This is a genomic window from Mesorhizobium sp. M0239 (assembly GCF_040321815.1).
Taxonomy (GTDB): domain Bacteria; phylum Pseudomonadota; class Alphaproteobacteria; order Rhizobiales; family Rhizobiaceae; genus Mesorhizobium.
In genome coordinates this window covers 15,575-31,485 of the sequence record NZ_JAMYSG010000035.1, presented here as the reverse complement: position 1 = coordinate 31,485, position 15,911 = coordinate 15,575, and the positions used below count along the sequence as shown (strand labels likewise).

The 15,911-nt window shown below is 62.7% G+C and carries 15 protein-coding genes and 1 tRNA gene; 10 read left to right on the top strand and 6 right to left on the bottom strand.

Annotated elements, in window-relative coordinates; all coding sequences use genetic code 11:
• The first annotated feature begins 32 nt into the window (after positions 1-32).
• The 8 genes from NKI99_RS28550 to NKI99_RS28515 all read left to right on the top strand — a co-directional run bounded on the left by NKI99_RS28550 (position 33) and on the right by NKI99_RS28515 (position 8,174).
• The gene (locus tag NKI99_RS28550) at positions 33-1,112 is read left to right on the top strand and encodes an ABC transporter ATP-binding protein (protein ID WP_352612936.1); all 1,080 of its coding nucleotides are present in this window, start codon (positions 33-35) and stop codon (positions 1,110-1,112) included.
• Between the two features lie 10 nt (positions 1,113-1,122).
• A complete protein-coding gene (locus NKI99_RS28545; protein ID WP_023812976.1) occupies positions 1,123-2,190 on the top strand; it encodes an ABC transporter ATP-binding protein in 1,068 nt (355 codons plus the stop codon).
• On the top strand, positions 2,191-3,057 hold the full coding sequence (locus NKI99_RS28540) for a carbohydrate ABC transporter permease (protein ID WP_023812975.1): 867 nt from the start codon (positions 2,191-2,193) through the stop codon (positions 3,055-3,057).
• A gap of 1 nt (position 3,058) precedes the next feature.
• Positions 3,059-3,982 carry a carbohydrate ABC transporter permease gene (locus tag NKI99_RS28535; RefSeq protein WP_027036701.1) on the top strand — a complete coding sequence of 308 codons (924 nt, stop codon included), beginning with the start codon at positions 3,059-3,061 and terminating at the stop codon, positions 3,980-3,982.
• Positions 3,983-3,984: 2 nt separating this feature from the next.
• Entirely contained in the window at positions 3,985-4,266 is a 282-nt protein-coding gene (locus NKI99_RS28530; protein WP_023812973.1) for a DUF2160 domain-containing protein, read from the top strand.
• Positions 4,267-4,344: 78 nt separating this feature from the next.
• The gene (locus NKI99_RS28525; RefSeq protein ID WP_023812972.1) at positions 4,345-6,069 is read left to right on the top strand and encodes an ABC transporter substrate-binding protein; all 1,725 of its coding nucleotides are present in this window, start codon (positions 4,345-4,347) and stop codon (positions 6,067-6,069) included.
• Positions 6,070-6,166: 97 nt separating this feature from the next.
• Complete coding sequence (glpK, locus tag NKI99_RS28520; protein ID WP_352612934.1) at positions 6,167-7,660, top strand: glycerol kinase GlpK; 1,494 nt, start codon at positions 6,167-6,169, stop codon at positions 7,658-7,660.
• A gap of 34 nt (positions 7,661-7,694) precedes the next feature.
• Positions 7,695-8,174, top strand: a complete 480-nt coding sequence (locus NKI99_RS28515) for a DUF6882 domain-containing protein (protein ID WP_128303598.1) — start codon at positions 7,695-7,697, stop codon at positions 8,172-8,174.
• 96 nt (positions 8,175-8,270) lie between these two features.
• Here the strand turns inward: NKI99_RS28515 and NKI99_RS28510 are convergent, their stop codons facing one another.
• Entirely contained in the window at positions 8,271-8,756 is a 486-nt protein-coding gene (locus NKI99_RS28510) for a BA14K family protein (protein ID WP_023812969.1), read from the bottom strand.
• Positions 8,757-9,014: 258 nt separating this feature from the next.
• Between NKI99_RS28510 and NKI99_RS28505 the strand changes: the two genes are divergently transcribed.
• Positions 9,015-9,090, top strand: a tRNA-Lys gene (locus NKI99_RS28505).
• A gap of 64 nt (positions 9,091-9,154) precedes the next feature.
• Here the strand turns inward: NKI99_RS28505 and NKI99_RS28500 are convergent.
• The 5 genes from NKI99_RS28500 to NKI99_RS28480 form a co-directional block, all read right to left on the bottom strand.
• Complete coding sequence (locus tag NKI99_RS28500) at positions 9,155-9,625, bottom strand: nucleoside deaminase (protein WP_352612933.1); 471 nt, start codon at positions 9,623-9,625, stop codon at positions 9,155-9,157.
• A 252-nt stretch (positions 9,626-9,877) separates the two neighbouring features.
• On the bottom strand, positions 9,878-11,017 hold the full coding sequence (gene dprA / locus NKI99_RS28495; RefSeq protein WP_352612960.1) for a DNA-processing protein DprA: 1,140 nt from the start codon (positions 11,015-11,017) through the stop codon (positions 9,878-9,880).
• Positions 11,018-11,034: 17 nt separating this feature from the next.
• Positions 11,035-11,622: a glycerol-3-phosphate 1-O-acyltransferase PlsY gene (gene plsY / locus NKI99_RS28490; protein WP_352612931.1), complete on the bottom strand. Its 588-nt coding sequence runs from the start codon at positions 11,620-11,622 to the stop codon at positions 11,035-11,037.
• 57 nt (positions 11,623-11,679) lie between these two features.
• The gene (locus NKI99_RS28485; RefSeq protein ID WP_352612929.1) at positions 11,680-12,966 is read right to left on the bottom strand and encodes a dihydroorotase; all 1,287 of its coding nucleotides are present in this window, start codon (positions 12,964-12,966) and stop codon (positions 11,680-11,682) included.
• Positions 12,963-13,922, bottom strand: a complete 960-nt coding sequence (locus NKI99_RS28480; protein WP_127411308.1) for an aspartate carbamoyltransferase catalytic subunit — start codon at positions 13,920-13,922, stop codon at positions 12,963-12,965. The genes NKI99_RS28485 and NKI99_RS28480 overlap by 4 nt, the downstream gene beginning before the upstream one ends.
• Before the next feature lie 193 nt (positions 13,923-14,115).
• Here NKI99_RS28480 and NKI99_RS28475 point away from each other — a divergent pair, with 193 nt between their 5' ends.
• Entirely contained in the window at positions 14,116-15,744 is a 1,629-nt protein-coding gene (locus tag NKI99_RS28475) for a DNA alkylation response protein (RefSeq protein ID WP_352612927.1), read from the top strand.
• Positions 15,745-15,911: the final 167 nt, after the last annotated feature.

Below are 15,911 nucleotides of genomic sequence, written 5' to 3'. Positions count from 1 at the left end.
GAGCTGATGCGGAAGGCCTGGGAGGAGGCGTCATGCTGGAACTGAGAAACGTCACCAAGACGGTCGGTGCGGTCGAGCATATAAGCGACGTGTCGCTGACGCTCCAGCACGGCTCGCTCAACGTCCTGCTCGGACCGACGCTTTCGGGCAAGACCAGCTTGATGCGGCTGATGGCCGGCCTCGATGTGCCAACCTCCGGTTCGATCTGGTTCGACGGTCAGAATGTCACCGGCGTGCCGGTGCAGAAGCGCAAGATCGCCATGGTCTACCAGCAGTTCATCAACTATCCGGCGATGACCGTCTATGAGAACATCGCTTCGCCGCTGCGGGTAGCCGGCATCGAGCAGGCCAGGATCGACAGCCAGGTAGGTGAAGCCGCCGCACTTCTCAAGCTGACACCCTATCTCGACCGCACGCCGCTCAGCCTGTCCGGCGGCCAGCAGCAGCGCACCGCACTGGCGCGCGCCATCGTCAAGAACGCCAGCCTGGTCCTGCTCGATGAACCGCTCGCCAATCTCGACTACAAATTGCGCGAGGAACTGCGCGCCGAATTGCCCAGGATATTCGCCGCCGCCGGCACCATCTTCGTCTACGCCACCACCGAGCCGCACGAGGCCCTGCTGCTTGGCGGCAACACGGCGACGCTTTCGCAAGGCAAGATCACCCAGTTCGGACCGACCATCGAGGTGTTCCGCAAGCCGGTAGATCTGGTGACAGCCAGGACGTTTTCCGATCCGCCGCTTAACACCATCGTGCTCGCCAAGAAGGGTCGGGATTTCCTGCTCGAGGGCGGCGTGAACCTACCGGTGCCGGCCGAACTCTCCGGCATTGCCGACGCCATCTATACGATCGGTTTTCAGCCGCACCACTTGTCGCTCGAGCGGCCCAATGCGGCGGCGGTGCCGGTGCGTGCCAAGGTGACGATCACCGAGATCACCGGATCGGAGAGCTTCATCCATCTCGATTTCGCCGATGCGCGCTGGGTCATGCTGACCCATGGTATCAGGCATTTCGAGCCAGACGAGGTGGTCGAGGTGTTCATCGATCCGCGCCACATCATGGTTTTCGACGAGCACGGCAGCGCCGTGACTGCGTCGAAGCTGGCGGCTTGAGGGCAAAGAGATGGCACGCATCGACGTCAACCATGTCCGACATTCCTACCTGCCGAACCCGCAGAAAGATGCCGATTTCGCGCTGCGGGAAGTGCATCATGTCTTCGAGGACGGCGGCGCCTATGCGCTGCTCGGGCCCTCCGGTTGCGGCAAGACCACGCTGCTCAACATCATTTCGGGATTGTTGCACCCCTCGCACGGCCAGTTGCTGTTCAACGGCAAGGACGTGACCAATTTATCGACGCAGGAGCGCAACATCGCGCAGGTGTTCCAGTTCCCGGTCATTTACGACACCATGACCGTCTACGATAATCTGGCCTTCCCGCTGCGCAACCGCGGCGTGCCGGAAGCCGATGTCGACCGCAAGGTTCGCGAGACGTTGGAGATGATCGATCTGGCGTCCTGGGCGAAGAAGAAGGCGAGGGGCCTGACCGCCGACCAGAAGCAGAAGATCTCGCTCGGCCGCGGGCTGGTGCGCTCCGACGTCAACGCCATCCTGTTCGACGAGCCGCTGACCGTCATCGATCCGCACATGAAGTGGGTGCTGCGCTCGCAGCTGAAGCAGTTGCACCGCCGCTTTGGCTACACCATGGTCTATGTGACCCACGACCAGACCGAGGCGCTGACCTTCGCCGAGCAGGTCGTGGTCATGTATGATGGCGGCATCGTGCAGATCGGCACACCGGCCGAATTGTTCGAACGGCCACGCCATACCTTTGTCGGTTATTTTATCGGCTCGCCGGGCATGAACGTCATGCCGGTGGCGATCGACGGCAAGACGGCGACACTCGGCTCGCAGCGCATCGAACTGCCGGGCGCGCCAAAGGCAGGCAGCGGCGCCGTCGAGCTCGGCATCCGTCCCGAATATGTCCGGCTCGGCCGCGAAGGCATGGCCGTGCAGGTCAGCAAGGTCGAGGATCTCGGCCGCCACAAGGTGGTGCGCGCCAAGCTCGAAGGCCGCGATATTTCTGCCGTGATCGGTGAGGACGAGACCCTGCCCGCCGATCCGAAGGTGCGGTTCGACCCGGCCGGCATCAACATCTATGCCGATTCCTGGCGTGTCGAGATGGAGGCCTAGATGGAGAAGACCTGGAACAACAAGGCCTGGTTTATGGTGCTGCCGGTTCTTCTGCTGGTGGCGTTCTCGGCGGTGATCCCGCTGATGACGGTGGTCAACTATTCGGTGCAGGACACGTTCGGAAACAACGTCTTCTTCTGGAACGGCTCGGACTGGTACACCGAAATCCTGGAGTCGGAACGCTTCTGGCTGTCGATGGTCCGCAACCTGATCTTTTCCGCAACCATCCTCGCCATCGAGATTCCGCTCGGCATCTTCATCGCTCTTAACATGCCCAAGAAAGGCTGGGGCGTGCCAGTCTGCCTGGTGCTGATGGCTCTGCCGCTGCTGATCCCGTGGAACGTCGTCGGCACGATTTGGCAGGTATTCGGCCGCATCGACATTGGCCTGCTCGGCTACACGCTGTCGGCGCTCGGCTTCGACTACAACTACGTCAACGATCCGACTGATGCCTGGGTGACGGTCATCCTGATGGACGTATGGCACTGGACAAGCCTCGTCGTTCTGCTCTGCTACGCCGGACTGGTCTCGATCCCCGATGCTTTCTACCAGGCGGCCAAGATCGACGGCGCCTCACGCTGGGCAGTGTTCCGCTACATCCAGCTGCCGAAGATGAACCGCGTGCTTCTGATTGCAGTGCTGCTGCGCTTCATGGACTCGTTCATGATCTACACCGAGCCGTTCGTCGTCACGGGCGGAGGCCCTGGCAATTCGACGACGTTCCTGTCGATAGACCTGGTCAAGATTGCGATCGGTCAGTTCGATCTCGGGCCGGCGGCCGCCATGTCGATCATCTACTTCCTGATCATCCTTTTGCTGTCTTGGGTGTTCTACACCGTCATGACCAATGTCGATGCGGAGCGCTGAGATGAGCGGCGCCAACGAAGGAACGACGAGGCAGGACCGAGTGCGTGAGACGGCGGTTTCGGACGGGCTCGCCAGCACATTGTCGCAGGACCAGCTTGCGCGGCTGATGCGCCGGCGCGGCGAAGAATCCCGGTTCTGGTGGTTGGTGCCAACGATCTACATCATCTTTCTGATGCTGCCGATCTACTGGCTGGTCAATATGAGCTTCAAGACCAATCAGGAGATTCTGGGCGCGTTTTCGCTGTGGCCGAAGAGCCCGACCCTGGCCAACTACATCGTGATCTTCACCGACCCGTCCTGGTACAAGGGCTACATCAATTCGATCATCTATGTCGTCATGAACATGGTGATCTCGGTTTCGGTGGCGCTGCCGGCGGCCTACGCTTTCTCGCGCTACCGGTTCCTCGGCGACAAGCACCTCTTCTTCTGGCTGTTGACCAACCGCATGGCGCCGCCGGCAGTGTTCGCGCTGCCGTTCTTCCAGCTCTATTCGGCGTTCGGGCTGATCGACACGCATATCGCGGTGGCGCTGGCGCACTGCCTGTTCAACGTGCCGCTGGCGGTCTGGATCCTCGAGGGTTTCATGTCCGGCGTGCCGAAGGAGATCGACGAGACCGCCTATATCGATGGCTATTCCTTCCCGCGCTTCTTCCTGAAAATCTTCATGCCGCTGATCGCAAGCGGCGTCGGCGTGGCCTGCTTCTTCTGCTTCATGTTCTCATGGGTCGAACTGCTGATCGCGCGCACCTTGACCACGACGGCCGCCAAACCGATCGCGGCGATCATGACGCGTACGGTCTCGGCCTCCGGGCTCGACTGGGGCGTGCTGGCCGCCGCCGGCGTGCTCACCATCCTTCCAGGCGCGCTCGTGATCTGGTTCGTCCGCAACTACATCGCCAAGGGCTTTGCCCTAGGGAGGGTATGACCATGAACCTCACCTGGATGGCATGGACGCTGCCAACGGCGATCTTTTTCATCACGATCCTGGTACTGCTCTGTGGCATGGCGGTCTGGGAATACGCCTCGCCTGGCGGCAATCCCCGGGTCGGCCTCCTGCGCTTCGAGACGACGCGCGGCGACCGCCTCTTTGTTTCGCTGCTCGGCAGCGCCTTTATCCATCTCGCTTGGCTGGGTCTTGTCGGACCCAACCTGTGGTGGGCTCTCGCTCTCTCCGTAGTCTACGCCGTCGGCGTGTTCCGCTACGTATAGAGGGGGAAACTGTTGGAGCGACCGCGTGCCGACGGCCGCTCCAGATCGCACTTGAAACTTGAAAAGTGGAGGAACGAAATGCGAAGGCAATTTTTAACATCAACGACTGCGCTTGTCCTGCTCTGGGGAGCAGGCCAGGCCTATGCCGGAATGGACGAAGCCAAGACTTTCCTCGATACCGAAATCAAGGACTTGTCGACGCTCGATCGCGGCGCCCAGGAAGCCGAATTGCAATGGTTCATCGATGCCGCGAAGCCTTTCGCCGGGATGGACATCAAGGTGGTCTCCGAGACCATCGATACGCATAGCTATGAGTCCAAGGTCTTGGCGCCCGCCTTCACCGCGATCACCGGCATCAAGATCACTCACGACCTGATCGGCGAAGGCGATGTCGTCGAGAAGCTGCAGACGCAGATGCAGTCGGGCGAAAACATTTACGACGCCTACGTCAACGACTCCGACCTGATCGGCACCCACTGGCGGTACCAGCAGGCGCGCAGCCTGACCAAGTGGATGGCGAATGAGGGCAAGGATGTCACCAATCCCAACCTCGACCTCGCCGACTTCATCGGCACCAAGTTCACGACCGCTCCGGACGGCGACCTCTACCAGCTGCCCGACCAGCAGTTCGCGAATCTCTACTGGTTCCGCTACGACTGGTTCAACGACGAGAAGAACAAGGCCGATTTCAAGGCCAAGTACGGCTACGACCTCGGCGTTCCGGTCAACTGGTCGGCCTATGAGGACATCGCCGAGTTCTTCACCGGCCGCGAAATCGACGGCAAGAAGGTCTATGGCCACATGGACTACGGCAAGAAGGACCCCTCGCTCGGCTGGCGGTTCACCGATGCCTGGCTGTCCATGGCCGGCAATGGCGACAAGGGCCTGCCGAACGGTCTTCCGGTCGACGAATGGGGCATCAAGGTCAACGAGAAGTCGCAGCCTGTCGGCTCGTGCGTCGCGCGCGGCGGCGACACCAACGGCCCGGCTTCCGTATATTCGATCCAGAAGTACCTGGATTGGCTGAAGGCCTATGCGCCGCCGGAAGCCCAAGGCATGACGTTCGGCGAATCCGGCCCCGTCCCGTCGCAGGGCACGGTCGCGCAGCAGATGTTCACCTACACCGCCTTCACCGCCTCCTTCGTCAAGGAAGGGCTGCCGGTCGTGAACGCGGACGGCACCCCGAAATGGCGCTTTGCTCCCTCGCCGCATGGCGTCTACTGGAAGGACGGCATGAAGCTCGGCTACCAGGACGTGGGTTCATGGACGCTTCTCAAGTCCACGCCTGACGATCGCGCCAAGGCCGCCTGGCTCTATGCGCAGTTCGTCGTATCGAAGACGGTCGACGTGAAGAAGAGCCATGTCGGCCTGACGCTGATCCGCGAGTCGACGATCCAGGACAAGAGCTTCACGGAACGCGCTCCGAAGCTCGGCGGCCTGATCGAGTTCTACCGCTCGCCGGCCCGTGTTCAGTGGTCGCCGACCGGAACGAACGTTCCGGACTATCCGAAGCTGGCACAGCTCTGGTGGCAGGCGATCGGCGATGCGTCGTCGGGTGCCAAGACGGCACAGGAGGCGATGGACTCGCTTTGCTCTGAGCAGGAAAAGGTCATGGAACGCCTGGAAAAGGCCGGCATCCAGGGCGATATCGGCCCGAAGATGGCCGAAGAGCATGACCTCGCCTACTGGAACGCCGACGCGGTCAAGAAGGGCAATCTCGCTCCTCAGTTGAAGATCGAGAACGAGAAGGAAAAGCCGGTCACCATCAATTACGACGAGCTGGTGAAGAGCTGGCAAAAGTAAGACTGTTCTAAGCGGGCGTCTGCGCCCGTGTGACATTGGGGGAGGCGGCATCTTGCCGTCTCCCCTGTTTGTGTAAAAGACAAAGCGGGGAGGCATAATGACCGGATATATCCTTGCCATCGACCAGGGCACGACTTCGACCCGGGCGATCCTGTTCGACGGCGAGATGAAGGTCGCCGGCAGTGGGCAAAAGGAATTCGCCCAGCACTATCCGGCCTCCGGCTGGGTCGAGCACGATCCCGAGGATATCTGGGCGAGTGTGGTGTCGACCGTGAAGGCGGCGCTGAAGAAGGCCGGCCGGAATGCTTCCGACGTGGCCGCGATCGGCATCACCAATCAGCGCGAAACCGTGGTCATCTGGGACAGGGCGACCGGCAAGCCGATCCACAATGCCATTGTCTGGCAGGACCGGCGCACCGCGCCGCTGTGCCAGAAACTCAAGAAGCAAGGGTTGGAGAAAAAGTTCACCCGCAAGACCGGCCTGCTGCTCGATCCCTATTTTTCCGGCACCAAAATCGCCTGGATGTTGGACAAGGTGAAAGGCGCGAAAAAACGCGCCGAGAAGGGCGAATTGCTCGCCGGCACCATCGACAGCTTTTTGATCTGGCGGCTGACCGGCGGCAAGGTCCACGCAACGGACGCCACCAACGCCTCGCGCACGCTGGTCTACAATATCGCTGAGAATGCCTGGGACGACGAGTTGCTGTCGATCCTCAACATCCCGGTAGAAATGCTTCCCGAGGTGAAGGACTGCGCCGATGACTATGGAATCACGGAGAAAAATCTCTTTGGCGCCGAGATAAGAATCCTCGGTGTCGCCGGCGACCAGCATGCGGCAACCATCGGCCAGGCCTGCTTCGAGCCAGGCATGATGAAATCGACCTACGGCACCGGCTGTTTTGCGCTCCTCAACACAGGCAGCGACCTGGTGCGTTCGAAGAACCGGCTCTTGACCACCATTGCCTACAGGCTGAACGGCAAGACGACTTACGCGCTGGAGGGCTCGATCTTCATTGCCGGTGCTGCGGTGCAATGGCTGCGTGATGGCATCAAGGTGATCGGCAAGGCCGAACAGAGCGGCAAACTGGCTGATGAAGCCGATCCGACCCAAAACGTCTATCTGGTGCCGGCCTTCGTCGGGCTCGGCGCGCCGCATTGGGACGCCGAGGCACGCGGTGCGATTTTCGGACTGACGCGCAATTCAGGACCGGCGGAGTTTGCCCGCGCCGCGCTCGAATCCGTCGCCTACCAGACACGCGACCTGCTCGACGCCATGCGCAAGGACTGGAAAGGCGCTTCGGCCAAGACAGTGCTGCGTGTCGATGGCGGCATGGTGGCGTCGGACTGGACCATGCAGCGGCTGGCCGACATCCTCGATGCGCCGGTCGACCGCCCGACCATTCTCGAGACGACCGCGCTCGGTGCAGCCTGGCTGGCCGGCTCGAAAGCTGGCGTTTGGCCGGATGCAAAGAAGTTTGCGAAGAGTTGGGCACTCGAACGGCGCTTCAAGCCGGACATGGATGGCTCCGTGCGCGCAGCTAAGCTCGCTGGTTGGCGCGATGCTGTGCGCAGGACGCTCAGCGTGTCATAAACAGCCATCAGTGGCGGGTGATGGGGCGCGAGGAATGCAGCCAGATTGGTATCCTGCTTGGCGCGACGAGGCTATCGAACAGCTGAAGGCCAAGAATGCACGCTTGAAAAAAGATCTCCACCTCGGTAGCTGGTTGCGCTATGACTATGACCTGACGGCCGGAACGCTTCTGTTCTCGCAAGACGGGGTCGCCAAGGTCGTTACCGAAATCCAGATTGTCGGCTCAACGAGCACGGAGGCCGGAAACTGGCTGTGGGCTTGGGCAAATTCCAGCCTGCCCAGCGAGCTCCTCAGCGATGCAAAGCTAGTCCGATCCTTCGGGGAGCAGAATGGCATCGACGAACTGGCCCAAGCCTATGCGACGGATGCGGACAATGCGCTGGAAGTGGTTGGTTGGGAACTCAGTGCGGTGATGGCCCGTATCTGCAATGGGTTGGGTATCTATCGTTGTCCCAGCAGAGAGGACGGCGGTGGCTTTTATCTGATGCTCAAGAGCATCAACTGGGCAAGCTGACGGCAACTGTTCGTCTTCCGGCCAAAGGATCAAAAGCCCGCGCCGTTGCCGGCGCGAGCTCCACTAACGCATCTCAGCTACTTAAACGCGCCTTGATCAGTAAGGCGAACGGCACTCCTTGCGAGGGCCGTAATTCGGCTGGAACGTGTTGTCCGAAGCACGGTAGCTGCGATAGCGGTCGTAGCACCATTGGACGTGGGCGTTGCCTCCGTAGACGCGGTTGTTTTCGTTGTTGATGATTGCGCCGGTAATCAGCGCGCCAGTAGCGAAGGCGGCAAGCGGGAACCAATAATCGCCGTGACGACGGTAGCCGGGGCGATATTCGCGATAGCCCCGATGGCCGTTCCAATATGCGCCGCGATTGCGGGAAAAATTGCGGTCACGCGAAAAACTGCGGTCACGCGAAAAATTGCGATTGTGGCGGTCCTTACGCCACTCCCGGTACTGGACTGTCTGCACATCCGGCACCGCGACCTGGGATTGCGGCACATAGTTCGGTTGGGCATTAACGGACACCGCCTCCGCCGCAACGAATGTGACGGAGAGAGTGGCCGCCAGCAGGCTCGTTGTGATTCTGTTCATTGGTCTTCTCCTCGATAGTTTGGCGGACGTCCCTGTGCCGGGAAAACGAGCGGCGCATACAATTGTTCCCCAGACTGGATGCCGCTGTCGGGCAGAAATGCCAGTGTTCCCTTGGCTGTTCTCCCACCGATGGCGCGGCTGGCAAGTGTCGCGACAGGGCGAAGCCGCCCGTGTTTGCGAGCCCTCTTTTTCCGGTTGACCGGTCGAGGCACTCTCCCTATGTTCCGCGCAATTTCGAGGGCCGCCTTTCGCCCGCGGGAGCGCGTAGCTCAGCCGGTAGAGCAACTGACTTTTAATCAGTAGGTCATGGGTTCGAATCCCATCGCGCTCACCAAATCCACGCGATAAACTGTCACCCATCTCTCGGGAAGGGCACACCACAACCGGTGGGGAAGCCGTCAACGCTTCCAGAAAGCGCGGTGCGGTGCGAGCATCTCGTCGGCGATTTCGGGGAAGGGGCCAAAGACCTCGATCTTTTTCTGGCCGGAGTCGAGGACGGTGCGCGAAGAGAGGCTCATCGTCGGATTCTCTGCGTGATCCCCGGTGAGCGCCAGCAGCTCGGTCTCCTCGAAGCCGTAGACCAGCCGGCCGATATTCGCCCAGTAGAGCGTTCCGGTGCACATCGCGCAGGGCTCACCGGTTGAGACCAGCGTGCATTGCCATAAGAACTCCGGCTCGTAGGCTGCCGCGGCGCGCCGGGCGAGCTCCGTCTCGGCGTGGCGCACCGTGTCGAGATTGCCTTGCCGCATCAGCACCCGATCGTCCGGCCCGACCAGCACGCAACCAAACGGATGATGCCCATGCGCCGCCGCCTCGCGCGCGACCGCGTCGGCGGATCGAAGGTGGGCGAGCATCTGATCGCGTGTCATGGCAAGATCCTGTCATGCCGACATCCACCGATGAGCGGCTGAGCGAGATTGGTGCCAACGGACGCGAGTGGCAAGAGCCAACTTTTGCTTGAGACCTTTGCCTCGGGATATCAGACCTTTGCCCTACAATCCGCCGGCCGGTCTTGGCGTCGAACAGATGAGCACAGGCGCGGCAAAGCGGAAAGCCGGCTGAAAAGGCCATCCTCGCCGAGCTTCTCGAAGGAGTTCGGCGGCGCGAAAATGCGAACAGCGTCAGACCGAAGGCTCCCCGAACACCAGCGAAACATTGGCGCCGGCGTGGCGTTCGAGCCGGCCGGCGAGGTCGAGTTCCAGCAGCACCATGAAGACCTGGGCCGGGTGCAGGCCGGTGTGGCGGATGATCTCGTCGACCGCCACTGGCGTCGGGCCGAGCGCCTCGATGACGCGGGCGCGGTCGCTTTCGCCGGGCGGTGGTGTGGCCGAGAAGTCGGGCGGCTCTTCGAACGGCGGCACGTCGGGCGCCCGCATGCCGGTCAGCGGGGCGATCGCCCTGGAAATATCCGATGCCTCGGTGACCAGGGTGGCACCATCCTTGAGCAGGCCGTTGGTACCGGCGGCGCGTGGATCGAGCGGTGAGCCCGGCACGGCAAAGACCAGCCGGCCCATTTCGCCGGCAAGCCTGGCGCTGATCAGGGAGCCGGAGCGTTGCGCTGCCTCGACCACCACCAGCCCAAGGACCGCACCCGCAACAAGGCGGTTGCGGCGCGGAAAATCCTGGGCGCGCGGCTGCCAGCCGAACGGCATCTCCGAAATGATGGCGCCACGCTCGGCGATTTCCTCGCACAGGCCGGCATTTTCAGGCGGGTAAGGCAGGTCGAGACCGCCAGCCAGGACGCCGATCGTGCCGGTCGCAAGACTGCCCTGATGCGCCGCGGTGTCGATGCCGCGCGCCAGGCCGGAGACGATTGCGTAGCCGTCGCGGCCGAGGTCGGCTGCCAGCATGCGTGCCATCTTGATGCCGGCCAGCGACGCGTTGCGTGCCCCGACGATGGCGACACCCGGCGGCCGGAAAACAGCTGCGTTGCCCTTTACCGCCAGCAGGGGCGGCGGATGGTCCATGTTGCGCAACAGGGGTGGGTAGTCTGTCTCACCGATCCCGACAAAGCGGGCGCCGGCCTTTCCGGCTAGTTCCAGTTCCGCCTCGGCTTCGGCAACGGAAGGGATGCGAGCGATCCGGATGGCGCCGCCCGAAATCATCAGTTCCGGCAATATCTCCAGCGCCACCTCGGCCGAACCGAAACGGTTGATGAGGTCGCGAAAGGATGCGGGGCCGACATTCTGGGTGCGGATCAGCCGCAGCCAGCTCAGCCGCTGCCGGTCGCTGAGACGCGGCCCGGCGGCCGGCCCACTCACGACGGCGGCAGGCTCGCTCACCCCTTGGCTCCGATCTTGCCCTCGGTGCCGGCAAGCAGGCGTGAAATGTTTTCCCGGTGCTTGATGAAAACGATGATGCTCATCAGCACGAACAAGGCCGCATTCTGCGGTGTGCTCAGGACATGGAGGGCGATCGGCACGATGACCGCCGCTGTCAGCGCCGCAAGCGAGGAATACCGGAAGAGGAATGCCATCACCAGCCAGGCGACGGCGAAGATCAGCGCCACCTGCCAGGAAAGGCCGATCAGCACACCGAGATAGGTGGCGACGCCCTTGCCGCCCTTGAAACCGAGCCAGACCGGGAAGAGATGACCGAGAAAGGCGCCGAGACCGGCCCAGATCGCCAGGTCAGGCGCGAAATGGCCTGCTATCAGCACGGCGGCCGTGCCCTTCAGCGCGTCGAGCAGCAGCGTCGCGGCGGCAAGGCCCTTGTTTCCGGTGCGCAGAACGTTGGTGGCGCCGATATTGCCGGAGCCGATCTTGCGCACATCGCCAAGGCCAGCCGCGCGGGTGAGCAGGAGCCCGAACGGAATCGAGCCAAGCAAATAGCCGAACACGAGCGCTGGGATGAGGCTGTAAATCATTGTTTCCCCCGCATTTCCCCAGTTCGGCCGGATCAGGCGCGATGCGCCGTGGCCGGTTCAGGCGGAAAACACTGTGCGGCCCGCAACCAGCGTTTGCAAGACCTTGCCTTGCAGTCGCGCGCCTTCGAAACAGGTGTTTTTCGACCGCGAACGAATGCCGCTTTCGCTGACGATCCAGGGTCCGTCGAGGTCGACAAGCGCAAGATCGGCGACAGCGCCCGGCTTCAGCGTGCCGCCGGGCAGGCCGAACAGTTTTGCGGGAGCGGTGGACAGGGTTTCTATCAGCCGCAGCAACGGCACATCGCCATTGTGGTAGAGCCGCAGTGCGGCGCCCAGAAGCGTCTCCAACCCTATGGCGCCGGCCGCCGCATCGGCGAAGGGCAGGCGCTTGGTGTCGACATCCTGCGGATCATGCGAGGAGACGATGATGTCGATCGTGCCGTCCCTGACCGCCTCGATCATCGCCAACCGGTCTTCCTCGGCGCGCAAAGGTGGCGTCAGGCGGAAGAAGGTGCGGTATTCGCCGACATCGTTTTCATTCAGCGACAGATTGTGGATCGCCACGCCTGACGTCACCGTCGCGCCGTCGGCTTTCGCACGCGTTATGGCGTTTGCCGCCATCGCCGTCGAGATCTTTGCTGCATGGTACGAACCACGCGTCAGCCGGGCCAAGGCCAGATCGCGCTCCAGCGGGATGGATTCGGCTTCGCGCGGAACGCCGGAGAGGCCGAGCCAACTGGCGTAGAGGCCTTCATTCATCACGCCGGATGAACCGAGGTCCGCATCCTGCGTCTCATGCACGATGGTGGCGTCGAAGTCGCGCGCATAGGTCAGCGCGCGGCGCATCACCAGCGCGCTCGATATGGTGTGGCGGCCATCGGTGAAGGCGACGGCGCCGGCTTCGCGCAGCAGGCCGAACTCGGTCATTTCGCGCCCGTCGAGGCCCTTGGTGATCGCCGCAGCCGGAAAGACGTTGACGATGGCCGTGTCCTTGGCGGTGCGCAGCACGAATTCGACCAGCGCCACATTGTCGATCACCGGATCGGTATCGGGCATCATGACGATGGATGTGACGCCGCCGGCCGCCGCCGCGACACTTGCCGACGCAATGGTCTCGCGATGCTCGCCGCCCGGTTCGCCGATGAAGACACGGCCGTCGATCAGGCCTGGAATGATCGCCTTGCCGGCGCAGTTGATAACGGTGGCGCCCTCGGGCGCGCCCTGGTTCAGCGCTGCTTTGCCGGCGGCTACGATCTTGCGGCCATCGACGAAGACGGCGCCGACTTCATCGATGCCGCGCGAGGGGTCGACAACGCGGGCGCGCTCAAAGACCGTTATGCTCATGCGCCGCGGCCCTCTTGATTACGGCGCGGGTCAAGAAGCGCTTCCATCACCGCCATGCGCACGGCGACGCCCATTTCAACTTGTTCCTGGATGACGCTTTGCGGACCGTCGGCGATTTCCGAGGCGATCTCGACGCCGCGGTTCATCGGCCCGGGATGCATCACCAGCGCGTCATCCTTGGCGGCCTTCAGTTTCTCGGCATCGAGGCCGAAATAGCGGAAATATTCGCGGACCGAAGGCACGAAGGCGCCCTCCATGCGCTCGCGCTGCAGGCGCAGCATCATCACCACATCGGCGCCCTTGAGGCCTTCGGCCATCGAACGGGTTACGATGACGCCCATCTTCTCGATGCCGGTGGGCAGCAGCGTCGACGGAGCGACGACGCGCACCTGCGCGCCGAGCGCGTTGAGCAGCATGATGTTGGAACGCGCCACGCGCGAATGCAGGATGTCGCCGCAGATTGCCACGATGAGCTTCGACAGCGGACCCTTGGCGCGACGAATGGTCAGCGCATCGAGCAGCGCCTGTGTCGGGTGTTCATGCGCGCCGTCGCCGGCGTTGACGACGGAGCAGCCGACCTTCTGCGCCAGAAGGGCGGCAGCACCGGCCGATTGGTGGCGGATGATCAGGATGTCGGGCCGCATGGCGTTCAGCGTCATCGCCGTGTCGATGAGCGTTTCGCCCTTCTTCACCGAAGAGCTTGCCACCGACATGTTCATGACATCGGCGCCGAGCCGCTTTCCGGCAAGCTCGAACGACGACTGTGTGCGCGTCGAGGCTTCATAGAAGAGGTTGATCTGTGTGCGACCGCGCAGCGTCGAGGTTTTCTTCTCCGACTGCCGCGAGATCGCGACCGCCCGGTCCGCCCTGTCGAGCAACAGCTCGATATCGGCGGGGGAAAGGTCGCGGATGCCCAGAAGATGGCGATGAGGATAGGGGGACGAAGCGTCGGTCATCTCAAGGCGCTGCTATAGGGTGGAGACTTTGCGGCTGCAAGCGCCAGCTTTGCATTGTAGCCGTTCTCCTCAATTTTTTCGTGTAGATAGCCGATTGTATCGGCCGGTATTTTCATCGCGCGCGCTGCATGGCTTGGCTATATCTAGCCGACAGCCCCGGATTCGTGGCTTTCTGACGATAGAAGGATTGGGCGTGACCGACGACGTGACGAACCAGCCGCCGCCGCTGACGGGCGGCAACGCCTGGCGGGGCGATCCGTTGCTGATCCAGCTAGCGGAGCGTTTTTCCGATCCGGTGCGCCGGGAACTCGATGGTCTCGGCCGCTTTGTGCTGACGCAGGAGGCGCAGGAATTGGCGCGCCTCGCCAATGTCGAGACGCCGAAGCTCAGGACGCATGATCGCCAGGGACGGCGCATCGACGTGGTCGAGTTCCATCCCGCCTATCACGCCTTGATGCGCCGCTCTGTGGCCAACGGGCTGCATTCCTCGGTGTGGGAGAACGGCGACACCGAGATCGGCCGCCGCCATCAGGTCCGTGCCGCCCGGTTTTATCTGACGGCGGAGCTGGAGACCGGGCATCTGTGCCCCATCACCATGACCAACGCTTCGCTGGCGGCCTTGATGGCCAGCCCGAAACTGTTTCGCGAATGGGCGCCGCGCGTGACGACGCGCAAATACGACCAGAGCCAGAAACCGCCGGTCGAGAAGGCCGGGCTGACCCTCGGCATGGGCATGACCGAGAAACAGGGCGGCACCGATGTGCGCGCCAATGTGACGAGGGCGGAACGCGCCGGCAGCGGTTTTTATCGTCTGAACGGGCACAAATGGTTCATGTCCGCGCCGATGTCGGATGCCTTCCTGGTGCTGGCGCAGGCGCCTGAGGGACTATCGTGCTTCCTCGTGCCGCGCGTTCTCGGTGACGGTTCGGGCAACGGCTTCCGCTTTCAGCGGCTGAAGGACAAGCTCGGCAATCGTTCCAACGCCTCCTCCGAAGTCGAATTTGTCAATGCTATCGGCGAGATGGTCGGCGAAGCCGGTGCCGGTGTGAAGACGATCATGGACATGGTCACCCTGACCCGGCTCGATTGTGCCATCGCATCGTCGGCGATCATGCGCGCGGGCCTGGCCGAGGCCGTTCACCACGCCCGCCATCGCCAGGTGTTCGGTTCGACCCTGATCGAGCAGCCGTTGATGCAGCGCGTTCTGGCCGACATGGCGCTCGATGTCGCCGCCGCCACCGCGCTGTCGTTCCGGTTGGCGCGCTCCTTCGACGAGGCGGCCAGCGATCGCGGCGAGGCGGCGTTTGCTCGGGCCATGACGCCGGTCGTCAAATACTGGGTCTGCAAGATCGCGCCGCCTTTGCTCTATGAGACTATGGAGTGCCTCGGCGGCAATGGCTATGTCGAGGAGGCGCCACTCGCCCGCTACTATCGCGAGGCCCCGGTCAACGCGATCTGGGAAGGCTCGGGCAATGTCATGGCGCTTGATGTGCTGCGCGTGCTCGGCCGTGCGCCCGGCCTGTTCGAGGATGTGCTGGCCGGCATCGACCGTGATCTCGGCGCCGGCGGACGCGGCACGATCGGCGTGCTGAAGGCGGCGATGCAGGTTGCCTCAACCGACGAAGGTTCTGCCCGGCTGCTGACCGAGCAGCTGGCGCTGTCGGCTGCGGCGGCGGAATTGCGCCGTCTGGGGGCAGGGCGGATCGCCGACGCTTTCGTCGAGACGCGTTTGGCCGGCCAATGGCGCAACACCTATGGCATGATCGATTCGCGCCACGATGCACGCATGATCATCGACACGCTCTATCCGCCGGTGAACTGAGCCGCGAGCATCGCAAAAACCGGCGCCATCCACAGTTTTGACGCGTTGGCGGGCATCTTCACGCGTATGGCTAATCGCCGTTAACCTTAACAAATGGTTTCCATTGCGATGGCGGACGGCAAGGCCCACTGTCCTAGTGCAAGCAGGGAATGGTTCAGATTGGCCGT

Bases quoted from the DNA above. Each gene is read 5' to 3' on its own strand.
- NKI99_RS28525 (WP_023812972.1), top strand. From the start codon at position 4,345: ATGCGAAGGCAATTTTTAACATCAACGACTGCGCTTGTCCTGCTCTGG.
- NKI99_RS28530 (WP_023812973.1), top strand. From the start codon at position 3,985: ATGAACCTCACCTGGATGGCATGGACGCTGCCAACGGCGATCTTTTTC.
- plsY (WP_352612931.1), bottom strand. From the start codon at position 11,622: ATGATTTACAGCCTCATCCCAGCGCTCGTGTTCGGCTATTTGCTTGGC.
- NKI99_RS28550 (WP_352612936.1), top strand. From the start codon at position 33: ATGCTGGAACTGAGAAACGTCACCAAGACGGTCGGTGCGGTCGAGCAT.
- glpK (WP_352612934.1), top strand. From the start codon at position 6,167: ATGACCGGATATATCCTTGCCATCGACCAGGGCACGACTTCGACCCGG.
- NKI99_RS28480 (WP_127411308.1), bottom strand. From the start codon at position 13,922: ATGACCGACGCTTCGTCCCCCTATCCTCATCGCCATCTTCTGGGCATC.
- NKI99_RS28500 (WP_352612933.1), bottom strand. From the start codon at position 9,625: ATGACACGCGATCAGATGCTCGCCCACCTTCGATCCGCCGACGCGGTC.
- NKI99_RS28545 (WP_023812976.1), top strand. From the start codon at position 1,123: ATGGCACGCATCGACGTCAACCATGTCCGACATTCCTACCTGCCGAAC.
- NKI99_RS28510 (WP_023812969.1), bottom strand. From the start codon at position 8,756: ATGAACAGAATCACAACGAGCCTGCTGGCGGCCACTCTCTCCGTCACA.
- NKI99_RS28540 (WP_023812975.1), top strand. From the start codon at position 2,191: ATGGAGAAGACCTGGAACAACAAGGCCTGGTTTATGGTGCTGCCGGTT.
- NKI99_RS28485 (WP_352612929.1), bottom strand. From the start codon at position 12,966: ATGAGCATAACGGTCTTTGAGCGCGCCCGCGTTGTCGACCCCTCGCGC.
- NKI99_RS28535 (WP_027036701.1), top strand. From the start codon at position 3,059: ATGAGCGGCGCCAACGAAGGAACGACGAGGCAGGACCGAGTGCGTGAG.
- NKI99_RS28515 (WP_128303598.1), top strand. From the start codon at position 7,695: ATGCAGCCAGATTGGTATCCTGCTTGGCGCGACGAGGCTATCGAACAG.